The 22,943-nt window shown below is 65.3% G+C and carries 25 protein-coding genes; 14 read left to right on the top strand and 11 right to left on the bottom strand.

Features of this window, described 5'->3' with window-relative positions:
- Positions 1 to 148: 148 nt before the first annotated feature.
- Complete coding sequence (gene gltX / locus BV95_RS13595) at positions 149 to 1,480, bottom strand: glutamate--tRNA ligase (RefSeq protein ID WP_037452803.1); 1,332 nt, start codon at positions 1,478 to 1,480, stop codon at positions 149 to 151.
- A gap of 128 nt (positions 1,481 to 1,608) precedes the next feature.
- Positions 1,609 to 3,270, bottom strand: a complete 1,662-nt coding sequence (locus tag BV95_RS13590) for an NAD+ synthase (protein WP_037452801.1) — start codon at positions 3,268 to 3,270, stop codon at positions 1,609 to 1,611.
- Positions 3,271 to 3,388: 118 nt separating this feature from the next.
- On the opposite strand from BV95_RS13590, the gene BV95_RS13585 reads away from it, so the two are divergent.
- Positions 3,389 to 4,324: a ribose-phosphate pyrophosphokinase gene (locus BV95_RS13585; protein ID WP_037452798.1), complete on the top strand. Its 936-nt coding sequence runs from the start codon at positions 3,389 to 3,391 to the stop codon at positions 4,322 to 4,324.
- 86 nt (positions 4,325 to 4,410) lie between these two features.
- Here the strand turns inward: BV95_RS13585 and BV95_RS13580 are convergent, their stop codons facing one another.
- A complete protein-coding gene (locus BV95_RS13580) occupies positions 4,411 to 4,647 on the bottom strand; it encodes a hypothetical protein (protein ID WP_037452795.1) in 237 nt (78 codons plus the stop codon).
- A 51-nt stretch (positions 4,648 to 4,698) separates the two neighbouring features.
- Positions 4,699 to 5,121: a VOC family protein gene (locus BV95_RS13575; protein ID WP_037452792.1), complete on the bottom strand. Its 423-nt coding sequence runs from the start codon at positions 5,119 to 5,121 to the stop codon at positions 4,699 to 4,701.
- Positions 5,122 to 5,200: 79 nt separating this feature from the next.
- Between BV95_RS13575 and hisN the strand changes: the two genes are divergently transcribed.
- From hisN to BV95_RS13540, 7 genes are all read left to right on the top strand, one after another.
- Positions 5,201 to 5,986, top strand: coding sequence for a histidinol-phosphatase (hisN, locus tag BV95_RS13570; RefSeq protein WP_037452790.1), 786 nt, complete (start codon positions 5,201 to 5,203; stop codon positions 5,984 to 5,986).
- Between the two features lie 190 nt (positions 5,987 to 6,176).
- Positions 6,177 to 6,380, top strand: a complete 204-nt coding sequence (gene rpmI, locus BV95_RS13565; RefSeq protein WP_004208916.1) for a 50S ribosomal protein L35 — start codon at positions 6,177 to 6,179, stop codon at positions 6,378 to 6,380.
- A 13-nt stretch (positions 6,381 to 6,393) separates the two neighbouring features.
- Positions 6,394 to 6,756 carry a 50S ribosomal protein L20 gene (rplT, locus tag BV95_RS13560; RefSeq protein ID WP_013848242.1) on the top strand — a complete coding sequence of 121 codons (363 nt, stop codon included), beginning with the start codon at positions 6,394 to 6,396 and terminating at the stop codon, positions 6,754 to 6,756.
- A 117-nt stretch (positions 6,757 to 6,873) separates the two neighbouring features.
- The gene (locus BV95_RS13555; protein ID WP_037452786.1) at positions 6,874 to 7,200 is read left to right on the top strand and encodes a GIY-YIG nuclease family protein; all 327 of its coding nucleotides are present in this window, start codon (positions 6,874 to 6,876) and stop codon (positions 7,198 to 7,200) included.
- 60 nt (positions 7,201 to 7,260) lie between these two features.
- A complete protein-coding gene (gene pheS, locus BV95_RS13550) occupies positions 7,261 to 8,352 on the top strand; it encodes a phenylalanine--tRNA ligase subunit alpha (protein ID WP_037452784.1) in 1,092 nt (363 codons plus the stop codon).
- Complete coding sequence (pheT, locus tag BV95_RS13545; protein ID WP_037452781.1) at positions 8,349 to 10,763, top strand: phenylalanine--tRNA ligase subunit beta; 2,415 nt, start codon at positions 8,349 to 8,351, stop codon at positions 10,761 to 10,763. Before pheS ends, pheT begins: the two co-directional genes overlap by 4 nt.
- Positions 10,741 to 11,490, top strand: a complete 750-nt coding sequence (locus BV95_RS13540; protein WP_234703192.1) for a DUF4386 domain-containing protein — start codon at positions 10,741 to 10,743, stop codon at positions 11,488 to 11,490. Before pheT ends, BV95_RS13540 begins: the two co-directional genes overlap by 23 nt.
- Here the strand turns inward: BV95_RS13540 and BV95_RS13535 are convergent.
- Positions 11,438 to 11,962 carry a hypothetical protein gene (locus BV95_RS13535; protein WP_037452777.1) on the bottom strand — a complete coding sequence of 175 codons (525 nt, stop codon included), beginning with the start codon at positions 11,960 to 11,962 and terminating at the stop codon, positions 11,438 to 11,440. The genes BV95_RS13540 and BV95_RS13535 overlap by 53 nt on opposite strands.
- A gap of 97 nt (positions 11,963 to 12,059) precedes the next feature.
- Between BV95_RS13535 and BV95_RS13530 the strand changes: the two genes are divergently transcribed.
- Positions 12,060 to 12,944, top strand: a complete 885-nt coding sequence (locus tag BV95_RS13530) for an aldose 1-epimerase family protein (RefSeq protein WP_037452775.1) — start codon at positions 12,060 to 12,062, stop codon at positions 12,942 to 12,944.
- Positions 12,945 to 13,074: 130 nt separating this feature from the next.
- Positions 13,075 to 14,640 carry a peptide chain release factor 3 gene (locus tag BV95_RS13525; RefSeq protein ID WP_037452772.1) on the top strand — a complete coding sequence of 522 codons (1,566 nt, stop codon included), beginning with the start codon at positions 13,075 to 13,077 and terminating at the stop codon, positions 14,638 to 14,640.
- A gap of 216 nt (positions 14,641 to 14,856) precedes the next feature.
- On the opposite strand, the gene metW is transcribed toward BV95_RS13525, so the two are convergent.
- The gene (gene metW, locus BV95_RS13520) at positions 14,857 to 15,444 is read right to left on the bottom strand and encodes a methionine biosynthesis protein MetW (protein WP_013848250.1); all 588 of its coding nucleotides are present in this window, start codon (positions 15,442 to 15,444) and stop codon (positions 14,857 to 14,859) included.
- Positions 15,441 to 16,577, bottom strand: coding sequence for a homoserine O-acetyltransferase MetX (gene metX, locus BV95_RS13515; RefSeq protein ID WP_037452769.1), 1,137 nt, complete (start codon positions 16,575 to 16,577; stop codon positions 15,441 to 15,443). Before metX ends, metW begins: the two co-directional genes overlap by 4 nt.
- 48 nt (positions 16,578 to 16,625) lie before the next feature.
- On the opposite strand from metX, the gene BV95_RS13510 reads away from it, so the two are divergent.
- From BV95_RS13510 to BV95_RS13500, 3 genes are read left to right on the top strand one after another with little or no spacing between them, the layout of a single operon-like run.
- The gene (locus BV95_RS13510; RefSeq protein ID WP_234703191.1) at positions 16,626 to 17,594 is read left to right on the top strand and encodes a 2-hydroxyacid dehydrogenase; all 969 of its coding nucleotides are present in this window, start codon (positions 16,626 to 16,628) and stop codon (positions 17,592 to 17,594) included.
- Between the two features lie 45 nt (positions 17,595 to 17,639).
- Positions 17,640 to 18,737, top strand: coding sequence for a histidinol-phosphate transaminase (gene hisC, locus BV95_RS13505; protein WP_037452767.1), 1,098 nt, complete (start codon positions 17,640 to 17,642; stop codon positions 18,735 to 18,737).
- Complete coding sequence (locus BV95_RS13500; RefSeq protein WP_037452764.1) at positions 18,737 to 19,642, top strand: prephenate/arogenate dehydrogenase family protein; 906 nt, start codon at positions 18,737 to 18,739, stop codon at positions 19,640 to 19,642. The genes hisC and BV95_RS13500 overlap by 1 nt, the downstream gene beginning before the upstream one ends.
- A 66-nt stretch (positions 19,643 to 19,708) precedes the next feature.
- On the opposite strand, the gene BV95_RS13495 is transcribed toward BV95_RS13500, so the two are convergent.
- Genes BV95_RS13495 through ftsE form a run of 4 tightly spaced genes read right to left on the bottom strand, consistent with a single transcriptional unit; the run spans position 19,709 to position 22,577 of the window.
- A complete protein-coding gene (locus tag BV95_RS13495) occupies positions 19,709 to 20,425 on the bottom strand; it encodes a lysophospholipid acyltransferase family protein (protein ID WP_037452761.1) in 717 nt (238 codons plus the stop codon).
- 12 nt (positions 20,426 to 20,437) lie between these two features.
- Positions 20,438 to 20,968: a YdcF family protein gene (locus BV95_RS13490; RefSeq protein ID WP_037452757.1), complete on the bottom strand. Its 531-nt coding sequence runs from the start codon at positions 20,966 to 20,968 to the stop codon at positions 20,438 to 20,440.
- The gene (locus tag BV95_RS13485) at positions 20,965 to 21,867 is read right to left on the bottom strand and encodes a cell division protein FtsX (RefSeq protein ID WP_037452753.1); all 903 of its coding nucleotides are present in this window, start codon (positions 21,865 to 21,867) and stop codon (positions 20,965 to 20,967) included. The genes BV95_RS13490 and BV95_RS13485 overlap by 4 nt, the downstream gene beginning before the upstream one ends.
- Entirely contained in the window at positions 21,867 to 22,577 is a 711-nt protein-coding gene (gene ftsE / locus BV95_RS13480) for a cell division ATP-binding protein FtsE (protein ID WP_013848258.1), read from the bottom strand. Before ftsE ends, BV95_RS13485 begins: the two co-directional genes overlap by 1 nt.
- 151 nt (positions 22,578 to 22,728) lie before the next feature.
- Between ftsE and BV95_RS24305 the strand changes: the two genes are divergently transcribed.
- Positions 22,729 to 22,943, top strand: a 215-nt coding sequence (locus tag BV95_RS24305; protein WP_037452751.1) for an MJ0042-type zinc finger domain-containing protein, incomplete at its 3' end; no start/stop codon positions are given.

Below are 22,943 nucleotides of genomic sequence, written 5' to 3'. Positions count from 1 at the left end.
GGGGGACCGCGCGAAGCGTGGTGGAGGGGAAGGGGCACAACCTCCGAATTTCCCCTCCACCACGCTTCGCGAGCGTCGAAGAGAGTCACGCGCCTCTCTTCGACCCTCCCCACGCTGTGCGTAGGGAGGATTTAGCGCCGCACTGATCCTATGAGAGTTTCAGCCGCCTCAATGCCTCATCCTTACCGATCAACGGCAGCATTTGCCCCATGTCGGGGCCATGATCCATGCCCGTCAGCGCCTGACGCAGGGGGAGGAATAGCGCCTTGCCCTTGCGGCCCGTCTCCGCTTTCAACGCTTCGGTGAGGGTGCGCCAGATGGCGGCGTCGAAGGGCGATTCCGACAGAATATTGTGCGCTATGGCCAGGAAGTCGCGGTCCTCCTCCGCCGGGACAGGCGCGTCGATCGGGCCGGTGACGATCCGCCACCAGTCTGCCGCGCCTGCGACGGTCTCCAGATTGGGGCGGATGGCGTCCCAGGCGGCCTCGTCCATGCCTTTGGGCAGGCGGTCCGCGGCGGCGGCATAGGGCAGGAGGTGGACGATCTTCTGGTTGAGGGTCGCCAGTTCCGCCTCGTCGAAGCGCGCCGGGGCGCGGCCGAAATGGGCGAAGTCGAAGCTGTCGATCAGCGGCTGCATGTCCGCGAACGGCTCGACCGGCATCGAACTGCCGAGCCGCGCCAGCAAAGAGGCGATGGCGGCAGGCTCCAGCCCGATCTCGCGAAAATGCGCGACGCCGAGCGAACCGAGACGCTTGGAGAGCTTGCCTTCGCTGCCTGTCAGCAATGCCTCATGGGCGAAGGCGGGCAGGCTCGCGCCCAGCGCCGTGAACATCTGGATCTGCGTGGCGGTGTTGGACACATGATCTTCGCCGCGCAGCACATGGGTCACGCCCATGGCGATGTCGTCGATCACCGAGGGCAGCATATAGAGCCAGCTTCCATCGGCGCGGCGGATCACCGGGTCGGACAACAGCTTCGGATCGAAACGCTGCTCGCCGCGAATGAGGTCGGTCCAGACGATGGGCTGGTCATGATCGAGCCTGAAACGCCAGTGAGGCTGGCGGCCTTCGGCCTTATAAGCCGCGATCTGGTCCGGGGTCAGGGACAGGGCGGCGCGGTCGTACACCGGGGGCAGGCCCCGGCCCAACAATATCTTGCGGCGCAGGTCCAGTTCCTGCGCCGTTTCATAGGCGGGATAGACATGGCCTGACGCCTTGAGCACCTCGAACCGCGCTTCGTACAGGGCGAAGCGGTCGGACTGTCTTTCCTCCCCGTCCCAGTGGAGGCCGAGCCAGCGAAGATCGGCCTTGATGGCCTCGGCATATTCCGGGCGGGACCGTTCGAGGTCGGTATCGTCCAGGCGCAGCAGGAACCGGCCGCCGCTCTTGCGCGCCCATAGCCAGTTGTGGAGCGCGGCGCGGATATTGCCGACATGCAGGTTGCCGGTCGGTGATGGAGCGAAGCGGGTGATGACGGTCATATCATATGCAACCCGTTCGTGCTGAGTAGGGTCTGAGCTTGTCGAAGACCCGTATCGAGGCACTGATCCTTCGATACGCCATTTCGACAGGCTCAATGGCTACTCAGGACGAACGTCCTTTTTCATGGCTAGAGGGTGCGAAAGGCGTTGGTGATCGGATAGCGCCGGTCGCGGCCGAAATTGCGCATGCCCAGCTTCACGCCGGGGGGCGATTGGCGGCGCTTATATTCGGCGACGTAGAGCAGGCGTTCGATGCGGGCCACGGTGTCCTTATCGAAGCCGCGGGCGACCAGTTGTTCGACCGACAATTCCTCCTCCACCAGTCCGTAAAGGATCGGGTCCAGCACCTCATAGGGGGGCAGGCTGTCCTCATCCTTCTGATTGTCGCGCAGTTCGGCGCTGGGCGGCTTGGTGATGACGCGGTCGGGCATGACCGGTCCCTTGGGACCGAAGGCTTCGCCCAACGACGGCACATTTTCGTTCCGCCAGCGGCAAAGGTCGAACACGGTGGTCTTATAGGCGTCCTTAAGCACTGAATAGCCGCCCGCCATATCGCCATAGATGGTGGCGTAACCGACCGACATCTCGCTCTTGTTGCCGGTGGTCAGCAGCATATGGCCGAATTTGTTGGACAGGCCCATCAGCGTCACGCCCCGGATGCGGGACTGGATATTCTCTTCGGTCAGGTCGCGCTGGCGGCCGGTAAAGACGTTGGCCAGCATGGAATCAAACGCTTCCACCGCCGGTTCGATGGGGATGCTGTCGTAGCGGACGCCGAGCAGCCGGGCGCATTCGACGGCGTCGTCCAGGCTTTCCTGGCTGGTGAAGCGCGACGGCATCATCACGCACCACACCCGGTCGGCGCCCAGCGCATCGACGGCAACGGCCGCCGACAGGGCGGAATCAATGCCGCCCGACAGGCCGAGCACCACGCCGGGGAAACGGTTCTTGTTCACATAATCGCGCAGGCCCAGGACCATGGCGTTGTAAATGTCCGCCGGGCGCGGATCGAGTATGTGCCGCTCGCCAGGCAGGCAGACCCACTGACCTTCCCATTTCTCCCAGGTCGTGAGAACCAGCGCCTCTTCCCAGTCGGGAAGCTGCTGGGCGATGCTGAGGTCGCCGTTCATCACGAAGGACGCGCCGTCGAACACCAGCTCGTCCTGCCCGCCGACGCGGTTAAGATAGACGAGCGGCAGGCCGGTTTCGCGGACGCGGGTGCCCGCGACGGCGTTGATGCGGCGGTCGTCCTTGTCCACCTCGAACGGGGAGCCGTTGGGGCTGATCAGGATTTCGGCACCCTCGCTGCGCAGATGCGCGGTGACGAAGGGGAACCAGATATCCTCGCAGATCGGCACGCCGATCTTCACGCCGCGAAAGTCGATCGGCGCGGGCAGGGGGCCGGGCGCGAACAGGCGCTTTTCATCGAAGGTGCCGTAATTGGGCAGTTCCCGCTTCTGGCGGATGGCGGTGACCGCGCCGTCTTCCAGCAGGGCGACGACGTTGAAGAGGACGCCCTGCGACGCGACCACGGTGCCGACCAGCATGGCCGGGCCGCCGTCCGCCGTCGCTTGGGCCAGCCGGTCCAGTTCATGGTTGGCGCGGTCGACCAGAGCGGGCTTCAGCACCAGATCCTCAGGCGGATAGCCGATCAGTTGCAGTTCGGGATAGACGATCAGGTCCGCGTCCATCGCCCGCCCGCGCCATTCCAGCATCGCGTCGGCATTGGCAGTGAGGTCGCCCACCGACTGCGTCATCTGGGCAAGGGCTATCACGAGTTTGTCGGTCATAGGCTGCGCCCTAGAGCATTTTATCCCAGTGAGCAAAAGCGCCTTTTCAGCGAAGAGTTGCATCGCTAAAGGGGCCGCGTTCCTACAGCGTCATCAATATGTCACGGGGGTTTTGGCCATGAAGCTCATGACCGGCAATTCCAACAAGCCGCTCGCGGCCGCCATAGCCGACTATATCGAAATCCCCCTGACCGACGCGAGCGTCCGCCGCTTCGCCGACGAAGAGGTTTTCGTGGAAATTCATGAAAATGTCCGCGGCGAGGATGTGTTCGTCCTGCAATCGACCAGCTATCCCACCAACGACAATCTGATGGAATTGCTGATCATGATCGACGCGCTGAAACGCGCCTCGGCCAAGCGAATCACGGCGGTCGTCCCCTATTTCGGCTATGCCCGGCAGGACCGGAAGCCCGGCCCGCGCACGCCGATCTCGGCCAAGCTGGTGGCGAACCTGATCACCACGGCGGGCGCGAACCGCGTGCTGTCGGTCGATCTGCATGCGGGTCAGATCCAGGGCTTCTTTGACATCCCGACCGACAATCTGTTCGGTGCTCCGGTGATGTCGGCCGATATCCAGGCGCGTTTCGGGGACAAGAATATCATGGTCGTGTCGCCTGACGTCGGCGGCGTGGTGCGCGCTCGCGCCCTGGCCAAGCGGCTGGACAACGCGCCGCTCGCCATCGTCGACAAGCGGCGTGAACGCGCCGGCGAATCGGAAGTGATGAACATCATCGGCGACGTGAAGGGCCGTTTCTGCGTGCTGATCGACGATATCGTCGATTCGGCGGGCACGCTCTGCAACGCCGCCGCCGCGCTGAAGGCGGCGGGCGCGGAGGACGTGGTCGCCTATGTCAGCCATGGCGTGCTGTCGGGCGGCGCGGTGGCCCGCGTCGATGCGTCGGAGCTGAAGGAACTGGTCATCACCGACTCGATCCAGGGCACCGACGCGGTGAACAATGCGAAGAGCATCCGCCACCTGCCCATCGCCCCGCTGCTGGGCGAGGCGATCAAGCGCATCGCGGACGAAAGCTCGGTTTCCAGCCTGTTCGACTGAGGCCGTTTCCCAAATTCAGGAAAGGCCGCCGATGCCATCATCGGCGGCCTTTTCAATGGCTTGCATGAAGTCGCGCGGCGCGACTTTCAGGCTGCGGGCAACAGGGCCAGCGGCGCGCAGAGGAACAGGATCAGCGCCGCGACGATGCGCTGACCGCGTGAAATGCCCAGCCGCCGTTCGTGCCAGATCATCGGGCAACTCAGCAGCGCCAGCAGGATCAGCATGTTGGACAGGGTTGCGGAACCGCCGATGGGCATGTCCTGCCGCAGCGCCAGCGCGCCGAACAGGGCGATGAAACTCACTATCCAACCGAGCAGCGCCATAAGCATTCTCTTTGTCCGTCATTAGGAATAGACGGCGGAAGTTGCCGAACCTTAAACTTTCCAGGGGTCGTAGGTGCCGAAGCTCCAGACATTGCCTTCGGGGTCGAGCGCTTCATAGCCGCGACCGGGATAGCCGACATTGTCGTGCGGTTCATCGACCACCACCGCCCCTTCGTTGCGGGCGTGGAGGCAGTGGGCGTCGACATCGGGCACCACCACATAGATGCAGGTGGTCACCCCGCCCAATTCCCTTGCCGTGGTCCAGTTGTAGAGCGATTCCGCCTCTCCGTCGCGCAGGCTGCCCAGCATCACCATGCCGTCGCCCAGCACCAGTTCGGCATGGTGGATGATGTGCGGATCGGCCTCATCCTCGTAACTGGCGTGCAGTTCGAAGCCGAAGGCGCGGCAGAGGAACTGGATGGCGGCGGGGGCGTCGGCATAGCGCAGGCCGGGGATGACGGGTGAACCGGGCATCGAAATCCCTCCTTCATTATCAAGGAATCGGGGATGCTCAGCCTAGCCTTTCAACCCCATTGGCGCTAGGCGGAAGGACATGACGACCCGCGATGACCTGGCCCTTGCCAACCGCCTTGCCGATGCCGCCGGGGCGGCGATCCGCCCCTTTTTCCGTGCGCGCTACGACATGGAGTATAAATCCGACCTGTCCCCCGTGACCGAAGCCGACAAGGCGGCGGAAGCGGCGATCCGCGCGATATTGGAGAAGGAAAGGCCGCAGGACGGCATCATCGGCGAGGAATATGGCGCGACCCGCGAGGATGCGGAGCGGGTATGGATTTTGGACCCCATTGACGGAACGCGCAGCTTCATCGCCGGGCGGCCGATCTTCGGCACCTTGGTGGCGCTGACGCAGGCGGGCTGGCCGACCGTCGGGATCATCGACCAGCCGATCGCCGGGGAACGCTGGGCCGGGATGATGGGCCAGCCGACCACCTTCAACGGCAAGCCGGTGACGACGCGCGCCTGCCGCGATCTGGACCAGGCGATATTGGCCTCCACCGCGCCGCAGCTTTTTCCGGGCTGCACCGGGGAGCATTTCTCCCGGCTGGCGGGCCAGTGCCGGGACACGGTGTGGGGCGGCGATTGCTATAATTATGGGCTGGTCGCGTCCGGCCATGTCGACATCGTGATCGAAGCGGGGCTGAAGCTGCACGATCTGGCGGCGCTGGTGCCGGTGGTCGAGGGCGCGGGCGGGCGCATGTGCGACTGGGCGGGAGACCCGCTGACCCATGACAGCGACGGCCGGGTGATCGCGCTGGGCGATCCGGCGCGGCTGGACGACGTGCTGGAGGCGCTGGCCGAAGGACATGAAGGTCATTAGCGCGCTTATTATTGCATTTGGGAAGCGTTCCGGCTGAACTTCGCGCCGGGCGCGGATTTGGCGCCGGAATCGCTTGCCTTTCCGCACTGGGCCGACTATGGGCCGCCCTTCGCGATATTCGGAAGGACCGCCCGGCTAACTAGGGCTGCCGTGGCTGTCCGTAATCGTCGCGCTGCAAAAGGAGACGAAAATGCCCAAGCTCAAGACCAAGAGCGGTGTGAAGAAGCGCTTCAAGTTCACCGCTTCCGGCAAGGTCAAGCACGGCGTCGCTGGCAAGCGTCACCGCCTGATCAGCCACAACGCAAAGTATATCCGCCAGAACCGCGGAACGTCGGTCCTGTCCGACGCAGACGTGGCTCACGTGCGCCTTTGGGCGCCCTACGGCCTGAAGTAAGGAGTAGAGGCACATGGCACGCGTAAAACGTGGTACGACCACCAAGGCGAAGCATAAGAGGATTTTGGATCAGGCGAAGGGCTATTATGGCCGTCGCAAGAACACGATCCGCGTTGCCCGCCAGGCCGTCGAAAAGGCCGGCCAGTACGCTTATCGCGACCGCAAGGTCAAGAAGCGGACCTTCCGTGGTCTGTGGATCCAGCGCATCAACGCCGGCGTCCGCGCCGAAGGCCTGACCTATTCGCAGTTCATGCACGGCCTGAAGCTGGCCGGGGTCGAACTGGACCGGAAGGTTCTGGCCGACATTGCGATGCACGAAGGCGAAGCGTTCAGCGCCATCATCGCCCAGGCGAAGGCTGCGTTGCCCGCGGCCTGAACCGGACCGGTCGCAAGATCGTCCAAATGGGCGCCGGGGCAGATGCCTTCGGCGCCCTTTTTGTTGTCTCTTAGCCGTCATTCCCGCGAAAGCGGGAACCCATCTCTCGACAGATGCATGAAACGCGAAATCAGCCCAACGGTCTATATATTGGCCAGTCGCAGAAATGGGACGCTCTACACCGGCGTCACCTCTGACCTTGCAAAGCGACTATATGAGCATCGAAACGGCTTGATCGAGGGCTTCACCAGCGACTACGGCGTCAGACGCCTGGTCTGGTTCGAACCGCACGACGTGATGGAAAGCGCAATTCAGCGTGAAAAGCGGATCAAGAAGTGGAACAGGCAGTGGAAGATCGAACTGATCGAAGCCGGAAATCCTGATTGGGACGATCTGGCACGGGGTTTCGGCTTTGAGCCTTTACCCTCGCTGCGTTGCGACTGATCGAAAGGTCAGGAGATGGGTTCCCGCCTTCGCGGGAATGACGAGTTAGTGGGACAGTAGATGAGTGAGATTGCCAATCTGAAAGCCGGCCTGATCGCCGACATCGCCGCCGCCGATACGTTGGACGCGCTGGAGGGGCTGCGTGTCGGGGCCATGGGCAAGAATGGCGTGGTGACGGGCCTGCTCAAGACCCTTGGTCCCATGAGCCCGGAGGAGCGGCTGGAAAAAGGCCCGCCGATCCAGGATTTGCGTGAGAGCGTGACGGCGGCGCTGGCCGACAGGAAGGCCGCGCTGGAGCAGGCGGCGCTGGACGCGAAGCTGGCGGCCGAGAAGATCGACATGACTTTGCCCGCCGACATCGGCGCGCAGGGATCTGTGCATCCTGTGTCCCAGGTGATGGACGAACTGGCGGAAATTTTCGCGGACCTCGGCTTCTCCGTCGCCACCGGGCCGGAGATCGAGGACGACTGGCATAATTTCACCGCGCTCAACATACCGGAGACGCATCCGGCGCGGGCGATGCACGACACTTTCTACTTCCCCGACGGCGCGGACGGGAAGAAGATGCTGCTCCGCACCCACACCTCACCGGTCCAGATCCGCACGATGATGAATCAGGAACCGCCGATCCGCATCATCGCGCCGGGGCGGGTCTATCGCTCCGACTCCGACGCGACTCACACGCCGATGTTCCACCAGATCGAGGGGCTGGTGATCGACAAGGGCATCACCCTGGGCCACCTAAAATGGACGCTGGAGACCTTCCTCAAGGCCTTTTTCGAGCGCGAAGACATAGTGCTGCGCCTGCGCCCCAGCTATTTCCCGTTCACCGAACCTTCGGTGGAAGTCGATGTCGGCTACACCCTGACCAATGGCCAGCGGGTGATCGGCGGCGACGGCGATGCGCCGGGTGGCGGCTGGCTGGAAGTGTTGGGCAGCGGCATGGTCAACCGCCGCGTGATCGAGTCCTGCGGTCTTGATCCGGACGAGTGGCAGGGCTTCGCCTTCGGCACCGGCGTCGACCGGCTCGCCATGCTGAAATATGGGATGAACGACTTGCGCGCTTTCTTCGACGGCGATCTGCGCTGGCTGAAACATTATGGCTTCTCGGCGCTGGATGTACCCACGCTCAGCGGAGGAGTCGGCGCATGAAGTTCACGCTGAACTGGCTCAAGACGCATCTGAAGACCGATGCCGATCTGCCGACGATCCTCAAGGGGCTGACGAACATCGGCCTGGAGGTCGAGGGCGTGGAAAATCCGGCGGAGAAGCTGGGAGCTTTCCGCATCGCCAAGGTGTTGACGGCCGATCCCCATCCGCAGGCGGACAAGCTGCAAGTGCTGACCGTGGATGCGGGCGAGGGCGCTTTGCAGGTCGTGTGCGGCGCGCCCAATGCGCGGGCCGGGTTGGTCGGCGTGTTCGGGACCGAGGGCGCGGTGGTCCCCGTCAACGGCATGGTGCTGAAAAAGACCGCCATTCGCGGCGTCGAATCCAACGGCATGATGTGCTCCTTCCGCGAACTGGAACTGGGCGAGGATCATGAGGGGATCATCGAGCTCAGCCCGGACGCCCCGGTGGGGCAGGTCTATGCGGCCTGGGCCGGGCTGGACGATCCGGTCATCGACGTATCGATCACGCCCAACCGGCAGGACTGCATGGGCGTGCGCGGCATTGCCCGCGATCTGGCGGCGGCGGGTCTCGGCACGCTGAACGCCATCGTCGTGCCGACCGTCGAGGGCGTCGGAGCGGGGCCGGACGTGCGGACGGACGACGTCGATGGCTGCCCGGCCTTCTTCGCCCGGACCGTGAAGGGGGTGAAGAACGGCGCGTCCCCAGAATGGATGGCGAAGCGGCTGAAGGCCATCGGGCAGAAGCCGATCAGCACCCTCGTCGACATCACCAATTATATCATGATCGACCTGGGACGGCCGCTGCATGTCTATGACATGGCGACGCTCAAGGGGCCGCTGGTGGCGCGCAAGGGGCGTCCCGGCGAGCAGGTGCTGGCGCTCAACGGCAAGACCTATACCGTCGACGAGACGATGACCGTGATCGCCGACGATGAGGCGGTGCACGACATTGGCGGCATCATGGGCGGCGAGCATTCGGGCGCGCAGGACGGTACGACCGACGTGCTGATCGAGTGCGCCTATTTCACGCCGGAGCGGATTGCCGTGACCGGGCAGAAGCTGGCGCTGACCAGCGATGCGCGTGGTCGGTTCGAGCGCGGCGTGGACCCCGCTTTCCTGGACGACGGGCTGTCGATCGCCACCTATCTGGTGACGGAATTGTGTGGCGGTACGGCCAGCGAAGCGACCTATGCGGGCGCGCCGCCCGTCGCGGTCAAGACCGTGACCTATGATCCGGCGCAATGTCTGGGGCTGGCGGGCGTGGATGTCGCGGAAAGCGAGCAGAAGCGGATTCTCGAAAGCCTTGGCTTTGTGGTTCAGGGCAATGACGCCACCTTCGAATATCAGGACGGCGTGCCGGTCACGACGCCCGCGAACTGGACCGTCAGCGTGCCGAGCTGGCGGCGCGACGTCGACGGCTGGCCCGACATTGTCGAGGAAGTGGTGCGCATCGTCGGGCTGGATCAGGTGCCCTCCACCCCCTTGCCCCGCGCTCCCGGCGTCGCCAGGCCCACCGCCACGGCGGAGCAGTTGATCGAGCGGCGCGTACGGCGCACGGCGGCGGCGCGTGGTCTGGCCGAAGCGATCAACTGGTCCTTTCTTTCGGAGAAGGAGGCGGCGTCCGTCGGCGGCGGCGACTGGACCCTGGCCAATCCGATTTCGGAGGATTTGAAGGTCATGCGGCCTTCCCTGCTGCCCGGCCTGTTGTCAGCCACGCGGCGGAACATGGATCGCGGCGCGACCGCGGTCCGTCTGTTCGAACTGGGGCGGCGCTATTTCGCCCATAAGGAACGGGCGACCGTCGGTTTCGTGCTGGCGGGCGAGAAGGTTGCCCGTGGCTGGCAGACTGGCAAGGCGCAGCCCTTCTCCGCCTTCGACGCGAAGGGCGAGGTGATCGCCCTGTTGGCCGCCGCGGGCGCGCCGGTCGGCAATTTGCAAAGCTATGGGGACGCATCGACCGCCTATCATCCGGGCCAGTCGGGCACGCTGCGGCTGGGGCCGAAGGTGGTGTTGGCCGAGTTCGGCGTGCTGCATCCCAGCCTCGCCAAGCAGTTCGGCCTGACTGGCACGGTGGTCGCAGGTGAGATTTTCCTCGACGCCATCCCGGTCAAGCGGGCCAGCGGCTTCATGCGCGCGCCCTATGCGCCGCCCGCCCTGCAAGCGGTGAAGCGCGACTTCGCCTTCGTCATCGATCAGGCGGTGGACGCCGATGCGCTGGTCCGGACGGTCAAGGGCGCGGACAAGAAGGCCATTGTCGATGCGCGGCTGTTTGACGTCTTCGTCGGGCCGGGCGTGGAAGAGGGCAAGAAGAGCCTGGCCATCGAAATCACCCTGCAACCGGGCGAAAAAAGCTTCTCGCAGGAGGAGCTGGACGCGATCAGCGCGGCGGTGGTGAAGGCGGCCGAGAAGCTTGGCGGCACGCTCAGAGGGTGATGGGGATGCGCGGATGAAGCTGTTCGCCGGGGTGGAAGGGAAAGCGCGGCTCGCCGGACTCTTCATCCTGGGCGCGATGGCGGCGCGCATCTTTGGCGACGCGGTGGTGCGGGCGGCGCTGGTCGTGCCCGGCAACGGGCGTGAGACGGCACGCAATATCGCTGATTATCCCTGGCTCTACCGTGCCGGGGAAGGTGCCGATGTGGCGATGCTGTGCGGCATGATCGTGGCGACGGCTTTGCTCTATGCGCTGTTCGTGCCCACGGGCCGCACTTTGGCGCGGATGGCGGCGGTGATGTCGCTGACCGGCATCGCCACGCTGGCGGCCAGCGGCCTCATGACCATGGCGCCACCGATCCTGCTCGACGGTGCGCCGCATCCGGGGATCGGCACGGCGGAGGTGCATTCGCTGGTGCAACTCTCCTTGGCGCTGGGTCAGGCGGGGCAGGGGATGGGCCGCATCTTCATCGGCCTTTATTTGTCGCTGATCGGGTTGCTCGCTTTCCGGTCGGGACGGTTGCCCAAGGCGGTCGGGGTCGGACTGGCGCTGGGCGGCTTCAGCCAGATGGCGGTGCGGTCGGCCGCGCTGATCGCGCCGGACATGGCGGACGCCACGGTGATTCAGGCGGATATAGTGGCGTTGCTGGCCGAAGCCGCCTTTGCGCTGTCGCTGCTTATTTTTTGGCGTCCTCGGCCTTTTCCTGCGCGGTCGGAGGCGGACTTATGATCTTGCAGCCCCTTTCCGCCGCGATGCCGCGCAGATAGCCGCGCCGGGCTATGCCTGCGGTGACCGCCGCTTCCAGTCGGCGTTCGGCGGGGGCGGCGCCGCTGATCTCTCGCACCAGCCCGCGAAAGGGGATGATCGAATTGACGATGGTCTTGCCCACCGCCTCGGCGATCTTGCCGGTGCGGTTCTCATTGGCCTTCTGCCCGACGGTGAAGTCCGCGCCCAGTACGGCGTTCAACTCGTCCAGCGACCCCTGGAGGCTCTTGCAGGTGCGTGAGACGGGGCGTTTATAGGGGTCTTCGACTGCATTTTGCAGCACTTCGGGAATCTTGTCCTTGTCGATGCCCACATCCCGCGCCGGTTGTGTGGCGATATCGCCGGCCTTTTTGAGCGTGTCGTCTTTCTTCTCCTGTTCCTGCCCAAGGGCGGCAGTCGAAAAAAGCATTGGTGCAGCCAAGAAGATCCATTTCATCCATTTTTCTCCCGGACATCCAACCCTTTGACATAGGGCGTGGTTCCCGGCCCGCTTCACGGCTATGCCGGTGCGAGGCAAAGGAGATGGTGGACGCATGGCGGACGAATTTATCGGCATCGGCATGGATGGCCTCAGCGCCCGCATCAATCCCCTGGGCGCGGAATTATGGTCGCTCAAGGATGGGCAGGGTCGCGAGTTGATGACCGACGCCAACCCGCGCTGGTGGACGGGGCATGCACCCTTGCTCTTCCCCTTCGTTGGGCGGTCGCGGGGCGACGTCTATCGCTTCGAAGGGCGGGAATATCCGATGCCGCAGCATGGCTTTGCCCGGCAGAGGAATTTCGCGGCGGTGGAGCGCAGCGCCGAAGCCGTGACCTTCCGGCTGGAGGCGGATGCGGATACGCGGACTGCCTATCCCTTCGACTTCCGGCTGGACATGCGCTTCGCGATCGAGGGCGCCACATTGCGGATGACGGCGACCGTCGGCAATTTGGGGGCGTCCGACATGCCCTTTTCCTTCGGCTACCATCCGGCCTTCGCCTGGCCGCTGCCCTTTGGCGGCGCGGTGGAGGCGCATCGGGTGCTGTTCGAAAAGGCCGAACCCGCCCCGATCCGCAAGGTAGGCGTCGAGCCGGGGCTGATCGCTTTGGAAAGCGCGGCATCGCCTGTCGAAGGAAATATGCTGGCGCCGACCCATGCGATGTTCGAAGGCGACGCGCTGATCTGGGACCGACTGGAAAGCCGCAGCCTCTTCTGGGGCGTGCCGGGCGGAAGGGGATTGAAGATCGACTTTCCCGACACGCCCTGGCTGGGGCTGTGGCAGAAGCCGGGGGCGCATTATCTCTGCGTCGAGCCTTGGGCGGGGATGGCCGATCCGGTCGGCTTTACCGGCGATGTGTGGGGCAAGCAGGGGATCATGCGACTGGCGCCGGGCGAGGAACGGCGGTTCCGCATGGACGTGACGGTGGTGGAGGGCTGATACCTCTATTTTTTTCCGTCATTCCCGCGTAGGCGGGAATCCATCTCCCGGCCTAGCCGCTTGTCGTCAGCGCAGGAGATGGATCCCCGCCTGCGCGGGGATGACGAATTTCTAGATAGAATGAAGTTTAATGACCATTCCTTCCCGTCGTACCTTCGCCATCATCTCGCACCCGGACGCGGGCAAGACCACGCTGACCGAAAAGCTGCTGCTGGAGGGCGGCGCGATCCATCTGGCCGGAGAGGTGAAGGCGCGCGGAGCGAACCGGCGCGCCCGGTCCGACTGGATGAAGATCGAGCAGCAGCGCGGCATTTCCGTGACCAGCTCGGTCATGACGTTCGAGCGGGATGGGATTACCTTCAACCTGCTCGACACGCCGGGGCACGAGGATTTTTCCGAGGATACCTATCGCACGCTGACGGCGGTGGATTCGGCGGTGATGGTGATCGACGCGGCCAAGGGCATAGAGCCGCAGACGCGCAAGCTGTTCGAGGTTTGCCGGTTGCGCAATGTCCCCATCATCACCTTCATCAACAAGGTGGATCGGGAGGGGCGGGATGCCTTCGCCCTGCTGGACGAAGTGGCGGACGCGCTGGCGCTGGACGTGTGCCCGATGAGCTGGCCGGTCGGCATGGGCGGCGAGTTTGAGGGGATTTACGATTTCGCCCGCAACCGGCTGCGGCAGCCATCGGGCGCGAGCAAGGAATTTGAGGGGAAAGAGGCGTTTTTCTCCGGGATCGACGACGATGCCCTGGCGGGGTCGCTGTCGCAGCAGGGGCTGGCGCGGCTGCGCGAGGAGGCGGAACTGGCGGTCGGCGGCTATGCCGATTTCGACCTCGCCGCTTATCGCCACGGCGACCTGACGCCGGTCTATTTCGGGTCGGCGCTGAAACTGTTCGGCGTGACCGAATTGATCGACGCGCTCGCCGCCCATGCGCCGCCGCCCCGCGCCCAGCCAGCCGAACCCGCGCCGGTCGAGCCGGAAAACAGCGAAGTGACCGGCTTCATCTTCAAGGTGCAGGCCAATATGGACCCGCAGCATCGCGACCGGATCGCCTTTATGCGGCTCTGTTCGGGCAAGTTCAGGCGGGGCATGAAGCTGACCCCTTCGGGCAGCGGCAAGCCGATCGCGGTGCATTCCCCCATTCTCTTCTTCGCGCAGGATCGCGAAATCGCGGATGAGGCCTTTCCGGGCGACATCATCGGCATTCCCAACCATGGCACTTTGCGGGTCGGGGATACGCTGAGCGAGAAGGCGGGGGTGCGCTTCACCGGACTGCCCAACTTTGCGCCGGAAATCTTGCGGCGCGTGGCGCTGAAAGACCCGACCAAGACCAAGCAGCTTCGCAAGGCGCTGGATGATCTGTCCGAAGAGGGCGTGATCCAGGTTTTCTATCCGGAGATCGGGTCCAACTGGATCGTCGGCGTCGTTGGGCAGTTGCAGTTGGACGTGCTGATCTCCCGTCTGGAGGCGGAATATAAGGTCGCGGCGGGGCTGGAGGCTTCCCCCTTCGACACGGCGCGCTGGATTTCGGGGGATGACGCCGCGATCAAGGATCTGGTGTCATTCAACGGCGCGAACATGGCCAAGGATCGCGACGGCAACCTCGTCTTCATGGCAAAGAGTGCCTGGGACATCGGCTACCAGCAGGAGCGCCACCCCAAGGTCAAGTTCAGCGCGACCAAGGAGCGTTGAGCGGGATATTGCCGCAATTGGGCATAAGCGACGTTATAATTCCTCCCTACGCGCAGCGTGGGGAGGGTCGAAGAGAGGCACGTGACTCTCTTCGACGTCGGCGCAGCCGATGGTGGAGGGGAAATACGCAGGTCGTGCCCCATTCCCCTCCACCAGCCTTCGGCCGGTCCCCCTCCCCATTTCCCGATGGGGAGGAATGGGATGGGTCCACCCTTCTCACCGCCGCAGCAAGAACACCGCATGTTCCGCGAACAGATTGGCGTTCGCATGGGTGGTTTCGCGGTCGCCCTTCAAGAACCATTGCCCGTCTATGGTCCAGCCGCGTTCCCTTACCAATGCGCGGAAATCGTCGACCGTGACATGGTGGATGTTCAGCGTGTCATACCATGTGTCGGGCAGCAGCCGTGTCACCGGCATCCTTCCGCCCCAGAACAGCGACAACCGCCCGCGCCAATGGGCGAAATTGGGGAAGGAAACGAAGGCCTGCCTGCCGATGCGCAGCAATTCCTCCACCACCCGGTCCGGGCGGCGGGTGGTCTGGAGCGTCTGGCTCAATATCGCATAATCGAAACTGGCTTCGGGATAATAGGCAAGGTCGGTGTCGGCGTCCCCCTGCACCACCGAAAGGCCCCGCGCTACGGCGGCGGCGACATTTTGGGCGTCGATCTCCAACCCCCTGGCATCGACCTGTTTCGCATCGCGCAGCGCCGCCATCAGCGCTCCGTCGCCGCAGCCGACGTCCAGAACCCTCGCTCCTGGCGTAACGGTCCGGGCGATCAGGGCGAGGTCGGGGCGCAGGCTCATGCGCGTCCGCCCTTCAGGAAGCCGTCGACCACGCGGTTCAGCTCCGGGCATTCCAGCAGGAAGGCGTCATGGCCGAACGGGCTGGACAATTCGACGAAGCTCGCCTGCGCGCCCCCCGCGTTAAGGGCATGCACGATCAGGCGGGATTCCGCCGTGGGATAGAGCCAGTCGGTGTCGAAACTGACGAGGCAGAAACGCGCCCTTGATGCCGTGAAGGCTTTGGCGAGGCTGCCGCCATGATCCTCGGCAATGTCATAATAGTCCATGGCGCGGGTGATGTAGAGATAGGAGTTGGCGTCGAACCGCTCGACGAAGCTCAGCCCCTGATGGCGCAGATAGGATTCCACCTGAAAATCGGCGTCGAAGCCGAAGGTCTTTGCATCGCGCCCCTGCAATCGCCGCCCGAATTTCTCGGTCAGCCCCGCTTCGGAAAGATAGGTGATGTGCGCCGCCATGCGCGCCACCGCCAGCCCCGCGCTGGGGATCGCGCCGTCGGCATAATAATCGCCGCCGCGCCAGTTGGGATCGGCCATGATTGCCTGCCGCCCGACTTCGTGGAAGGCGATGTTCTGGGCGCTGTGGCGCGCGGTCGAGGCGATGACGATGCAGCTTTCCACGCGGTCGGGATAGAGGGTCGGCCAGCTCAGTGCCTGCATCCCGCCCATGGAGCCGCCGATCACGGCATGCAGCCGCTCGACGCCCAGATGGTCGAGCAGCATCGCCTGGGCGCGGACCATGTCGGCGATGGTGATGACCGGAAAGCGCATCGCATGCGGCTCGCCTGTCGCCGGATCGATGCTTGCGGGGCCGCTGGAGCCCATGCAACTGCCGATCACATTCGCGCAGACGATGAAATGGCGGGCGGGATCGACCGGCTTCCCTTCACCCACCAGACGCCACCACCAGCCTGGCTTGCCGGTGACGGGATGTTCCGACGCGACATATTGGTCGCCGGTGAGCGCATGGCAGATCAGGATGACGTTGGACCGGTCCGCATTCATTTGCCCATAGGTTTCATAGGCGATGTCGACCGGTCCCAGCGCCGCGCCGCTGTCGAGTTGCAGCGGACCGGCAAGGCGAGCCTGTCGGCGCAGGCCGAAACGGATGTCATCGGAAAGGGATGCGCTGGCCATAGAGTTCCGGGCTAAGGTCGGCGCCGGACTCTGTCAATCGGCCGCCCCATGACCTACAGCCGGGCCATGACCGATCCCGTCGCCATCCCCATCGTCGCCTTCGGGCCGCTCTATCCCTATCTGGACGAGGCGCTGGCGCGGAGCTTCGTCGTGCATGCCGTGGCGGCGGATGCCGATCCCGACGCGCTTCCGCCCGAAGTGCGAGAGGCGCGGGCGCTGGTGTCCTTCGGGTCGGTGGGCGCCTCCGCCGCGATCATGGATGCGCTGCCGAAGCTGGAGATGATCGGGCTGTTTTCGGTCGGCTATGACAAGGTCGATGTCGACCATGCGCGGGCGAAGGGCATCCGCGTCACCAATACGCCCGACGTGCTGACCGACGATGTGGCCGACCTGGCGGTGGGCCTGCTCTATGCGACGGTGCGCCACATCGCGGCCAACGACCGGATGGTGCGCGCCGGGGATTGGGCGCGAGGGGTGAAACTCGCATTGTGCGGGCGCGTGACGGGAAAGCGGATCGGCATATTGGGCCTGGGCCGGATCGGCCGCGCCATAGCCCGGCGGCTGGAACCGGTGGCGGGGGAGATACTCTACCATAGCCGACGGCCGGTGGCGGACACGGCCTATCGCTATGTGGCCGACCCGCTGGACTTTGCGCGGGCCAGTGATGTGATCATTGTCGCCACCTCCGGCGGGCCGGAAGCGAAGGGGCTGGTCGACGCGGCGATGCTGGACGCTCTGGGACCGGAGGGAATGATCGTCAACATCCGCCGGGGCAGCGTGATTGATGAGGATGCGCTGGTGGCGGCGCTGGCGGAAAAGCGGATCGCCGGGGCGGGGCTGGATGTCTTCGCGAACGAGCCGCATGTGCCCGAAGCCCTGTTCGCCATGGATCATGTGGTGCTGCAACCGCATCAGGGCAGCGCGACCGTGGAGACGCGCAAGGCGATGGCCGATCTGGTGCTGGCCAATCTGGACGCCTGGGTGTCGGGGAGGCCGTTGCTCACGCCCGTGGCATGAGGACAGGTCTTTGCGTTTCGCTCCGATGACGTTAAAGCGCGGCGCATGACCAAGCCTGCTCCCAAAGACTGGATTCTCGCTATTTCGCCCTATGTGCCGGGCAAGTCGGCCGCCGATGACGGGCGGCCGCTGGTGAAGCTGTCCGCCAATGAAAATCCGCTGGGCACCGGCGAAGCGGCGCGGGCCGCTCTGGTGGCGGCGACGGCGGACCTGGCCACCTATCCCGATCCGGGCGCGGCAAAGCTGCGTGAAGCGATCGGGGCGGCGCATGGGCTTGATCCCGCTCGCTTGATCTACGGCACCGGATCGGACGAGCTGCTGCATATCGCCGCCAGCGCCTATGCCGGGCCGGGGGACGAGATTCTCTACGTCCGCTACGGCTTTTCCGTGTACGACATCGCGGCGCGGCGCGTGGGCGCAACGCCGGTCGTCGCGCCGGACGCCGATTATGCGACCGACGTGGACGCGTTGCTCGCGGCGGTGACGGAAAAGACCAAAGTCGTCTTCCTCGCCAATCCCAACAACCCGACCGGCACCATGACGTCGCGAGAAGAGATTGCACGGCTGCATGCGGGGCTGCGGCCCGACATATTGTTCGTGCTGGATCAGGCCTATGCCGAATATCTGGACGCGGACGAGGATGATGGCGGGCTGGAACTGGCGCGGACGGCATCCAACGTGTTCGTGACCCGGACCTTCTCGAAGATTTACGGGCTGGCGGCGGAGCGGATCGGTTGGGGCTATGCCAGCGCCGATGTGATCGACGTGCTGCATCGCATCCGTGCGCCGTTCAACGTGACGACGGCCGGGCAGGTCGCGGCGGTCGCCGCCATCAAGGACACCGCTTGGGTCGAGGCGAGCCGGTCGCATAATCGCGAATGGCGCGAATGGCTGGCGGGGGAAGTGGCTTTGCTGGCCAACCACGGTCTGCGCGCTGTGCCGAGCAAGGCCAATTTCCTGCTCATCCTGTTCGACGGCAAGCTGACGGCCGAGGCGGCGATGAAGGGCCTGTGGGACGAAGGCTTCGCCACCCGCTGGCTGCCGGGTCAGGGCCTGCCCAACGGCCTGCGCATCACCATCGGCACCGAGGATCAGGTGCGCAAGGTCGCGGCCAAGCTGCGCGCCATGGCGGAAGCGGCCTGATGCTGCCATTTTCGCGGATCACGATCATCGGTCTGGGGTTGATCGGGTCGTCGCTGGCGCGGGCGATCCGCGAAGCCATGCCGACCGTGCGCGTGACGGGTTATGACGCCGATGCGAGCGTGCGAGAGGTTGCGCGGGCCATCGACCTGACCGACGACGTGACCGATACGGCGGGCGCTTCGGTGACGGACGCCGATCTGGTCGTGCTGTGCGTGCCGGTGCGCGCCATGGGCGCGGCGGCGGCGGAAATTGCCGAAGACCTCCCGCCCGAAGCGATCGTCAGCGACGTGGGTTCCTGCAAGGCCGACGTGCTGGCGCAGTTGAGCGCGGCGCTGCCGGGGCGCAAGATCATTCCGGCGCATCCCGTCGCGGGCACGGAGAATAGCGGGCCGGAGGCGGGCTTCGCCTCGCTGTTCCAAGGCCGCTGGTGCATCGTCACGCCGCCTGCCGACGCCGATCCGGCGGCGGTGGAGCGCGTCGCCGAATTATGGCGGCGCGTGGGCGCGGATGTCGAGACGATGGACCCCGCGCATCACGATCTGGTGCTGGCGGTGACGAGCCATCTGCCGCACCTCATCGCCTATACCATCGTCGGCACGGCCAGCGATCTGGAGGATGTGACCCAGTCGGAAGTCATCAAATATTCCGCCGGCGGCTTCCGCGACTTCACCCGCATCGCGGCGTCCGACCCGACCATGTGGCGCGACGTGTTCCTCGCGAACAAGGACGCGGTGCTGGAGATGCTCCAGCGCTTTTCCGAGGATCTGTCTGCCTTGCAGCGGGCGATCCGCTGGAATGACGGCGATGCGCTGTTCAACCTGTTCACCCGCACGCGGGCGATCCGGCGTTCGATCATCGAACAGGGACAGGACGATCCCAAGCCCGATTTCGGGCGAAGTCATTAAATTCCCCAACTCCGTTCGGGCTGAGCCTGTCGAAGCCCTTCACTTCTGAAGAAAAATGAAGCCCCTTCAACAAGCCCAGGGCGAACGGGGATAGGCAAGGTTCAACGCATTGATCGCCGCATGGACGCGGGCCTCCGCCTCGTTCCGGTCGAGGCCGGGCGGAACGATCTCACCCACCTTGTAAGTGATCGTGCCGCTGCGCTTCATGAACTTGCCCCGCGGCGAAACCCGGCCGCTGTCGATGGCAATCGGCACCACCGGCAGCTTGAGCAGCGCATAAAGCCCCGCAAAACCTGCCCGCAAGGGCGGGCTTTCCCCATGAGGGACGCGAGTGCCCTCTGGAAAAAGGCAGACGGCGCGACCCTGCGCGGTGGTGGCCTTGGCGGCGGTGCGCAAGGCCCGCAATGCGCTGGCCCCGGCTTCGCGCTCAATCGGGATCAGGCCGTAGCGGCGGGCGATGCCGCCCCAGAAGGGAATGTCGAATAACTCACGCTTGGCGGCGATGGCAGGACGATCCAGCAGGCAAAGCAGATCGATGGTCTCGAACATCGATTCATGCTTGAGGATGTAGAGATAGGGGCCTTTGGGCAGCATGCCCTCCACGCGGACCTTCTGCCCCAGCAGCCATCGGGCGCAGGCGCGGTGGAAGCGGCTCCACCCGGTGGCGACGGCGGGGATCGATTGGGGCGCGACCAGATTGCTCGCCATCGCCGCCAGCACGTAAAGCGCCGAACCGACATAGAAGGCCAGCATGAAGGCCAGGGATCGCAGGGCGGTGAACATCGCGGGAAACCGTCAGATACCGATCAGCGCCGCGGCCCGGCGCAGCAGATATTTATTATATTCCCGCACCAGCATCATCAGGCTGGGGCGGCTGGGCACCGCGTCGTAGACCAGCGTGACACGGCCCGGCAAGGCCTGCCGCAACTCCAGCGCGGACCGGCGCATATGCCAGTCGGTGGTGATCAGCCGCACCGTCTTGAAGTCGCGCCGTTCCAGCCAGTGCGCCGTCTCTATGGCGTTGGACCGGGTGTCGATGGCTTCGCGGCCCAGCGTGATGCAGCAGGCGAAGAGCCGTTCGGGCGCATCATATTGCGCGGCCAGTTCGGCTGGACGGACGGAACGGTCGACGCCGGAAATCAGCATCCGCTTGGCGGCCCCGTCCTGCAACAGGGATAGGCCCCGGTCGATGCGCCCCGCCCCGCCGGTCAGAACGACGATGGCATCGGTCTGGCGCCCGTCCAGCGGCTGCGGCAGGAACATCGCGAACCAGGCGAAGCCCAGCATCCACCCCAGCAGGGCGACGGCGACGAAGCGAACGATCATAGCAGCCGTCCCAACGACCGCAGCACGGTCCAGCGCGCCGCCAGCGTCGCCAGCAGCACGCCGCCGACGGGCAGCGCGGCCAGGATCGCCCAGCTTTCCCACGGCAGATGGATGGCGCTCAACAATTCCGACCCGGTCGCCAGCAGCCGCGCGCCCAGCAGCAGGATCACCAGCAGCGCGACGGTAAAGCCCAGCGCCCCGCCGAACAGCGCGTCCAGCCCGATGCGGCGCTGGAACAGCCGGGCGATCTGCACGTCGGTCGCGCCCATCAGGTGCAGCACGTCGATGGTGCCGCGATGGCTGTCATGGGCGGCGCGGGCGGCCAGCACCACCACCGCGCCCGTGGCCAGCGTCATCAGCAGCACGATCCCCGCCGCCAGCCAGCCGAGCGCGGAGAGCAGCCCCGCAAGCGGCGCCAGGAAGGCGGCATGGGGCTCGATCCGGATCTTGGGCGATACCGCGCCGAGTTGACGGCGAAGACGCTCGACCTTCGCATCGGTCTGGCCGGGGGTCAGTTCGATGTCGATCAGCGCCGGGATCGGCAGGTCGCCGCTCGCCGCGTCCTGCCCCAGCCAGGGGCGGATCTGATCGGCCAGCGCCGACGCCGCGACCGGATGGACGGCACGGACATGGGCGACCTTGCGCAAAGCCGCCGCCACGCTGGCGCTCAGCCGGTCGCGTTGTTCGGCATTGGCCTCGACGATCTGCACGGTGGCCCGCCCGGCCAGGTCCGCGTCCATCGCCTGCACCGCCGCGCCCAGGCCCAGGCCGGCGGCGGCGGAAAGGACCGTCAGGAACATCATGATCGCGATGATCCACGGCATCGGCCCGGCCACCCGCCCCTCCGGCAGCAGGCGATGGCGCGCTGCGGCGGCGGCGCGGCGATCCGAACCGGCCATCAGCCCGCCACCTGCGGCCTGGGCGGGTAACGCAGCGACCCGGTGGGGTCCGACAGGCGGCCCTTGTCCAGCTTCATCATCTGCGCGCTGGATATCTGCGCCATCAGCGGCAGGTCGTGGGTGGCGACGACGATGGTCGTCCCCAGGCGATTGAGCGCCTCGAACAGGGTGAGAAGGCGGCGGGCCATGTCGGCGTCGACGTTGCCAGTCGGTTCGTCCGCCACCAATATTTCCGGGCGGCCGATGACGGCGCGGGCGATGGCGACGCGTTGCTGTTCCCCGCCTGACAGGGTGGCGGGGCGCGCCTGCCCCCGGTCGCCCAGCCCCACCCAGTTCAGCATCTCGCTAACCGGCGCGTCGATCTCCGCTTCCTCCATGCCCGCGACCCGCAGCGGCAGGGCGATATTGTCATAGACCGACAGATGCGGGACCAGCCGGAAATCCTGGAACACCACGCCGATGCGGCGGCGGAATCCGGGCAACCGCTTGCGGGGGAGCGTCACCACATCCTCCCCGAACAGGCGGATGACGCCCCGGCTGGGTCGCTGGGCGAGGTAGAGCAGCTTCAGCAGCGAAGTCTTGCCCGCGCCCGACGCGCCGGTCAGGAAATAGAAACCGCCGCTGGCGAGCGAAAAGCTGACGTCGGACAGCGTTTCGCTATCCAGACCATAGCGCAGGCCGACATTTTCGAACTGGACGATGGCCGACATGCGTCAATTTCAGCGCCTGCGCGCTCCCTGCTTCCCCGATGGCCTAGCCATGGCACAGTGGACGGGCGGACGTAAAGCCCGCGCTCTTCCCGCGAGTCGCGATATGTCGAAGCCGCTTGCCCTGGAATCCAACTCATGGCTATGAAGCGTCATGATCCTGGTGTGTCCCAACTGCGCCACGCGCTATATCGTGCCGGACAGCGCCGTCGGCCCGAACGGCCGCCAGGTTCGCTGCGCCGCCTGCAAGCATAGCTGGTTCCAGGAAGGGGCCGCGCTCGCCCCGCGCGAGGAAGCGCTGGTGACGGCGGACGTGCCGGAAGCGGCACCGCCACCCCCTCCGCCGCCTCCGGCACGTCCGCCGTCACC

The organism is Sphingobium chlorophenolicum (genome assembly GCF_000722875.1).
GTDB lineage: Bacteria > Pseudomonadota > Alphaproteobacteria > Sphingomonadales > Sphingomonadaceae > Sphingobium > Sphingobium chlorophenolicum.
Note: the sequence above shows the minus strand (reverse complement) of the source record. Positions and strands in the feature narration are given on the sequence as shown.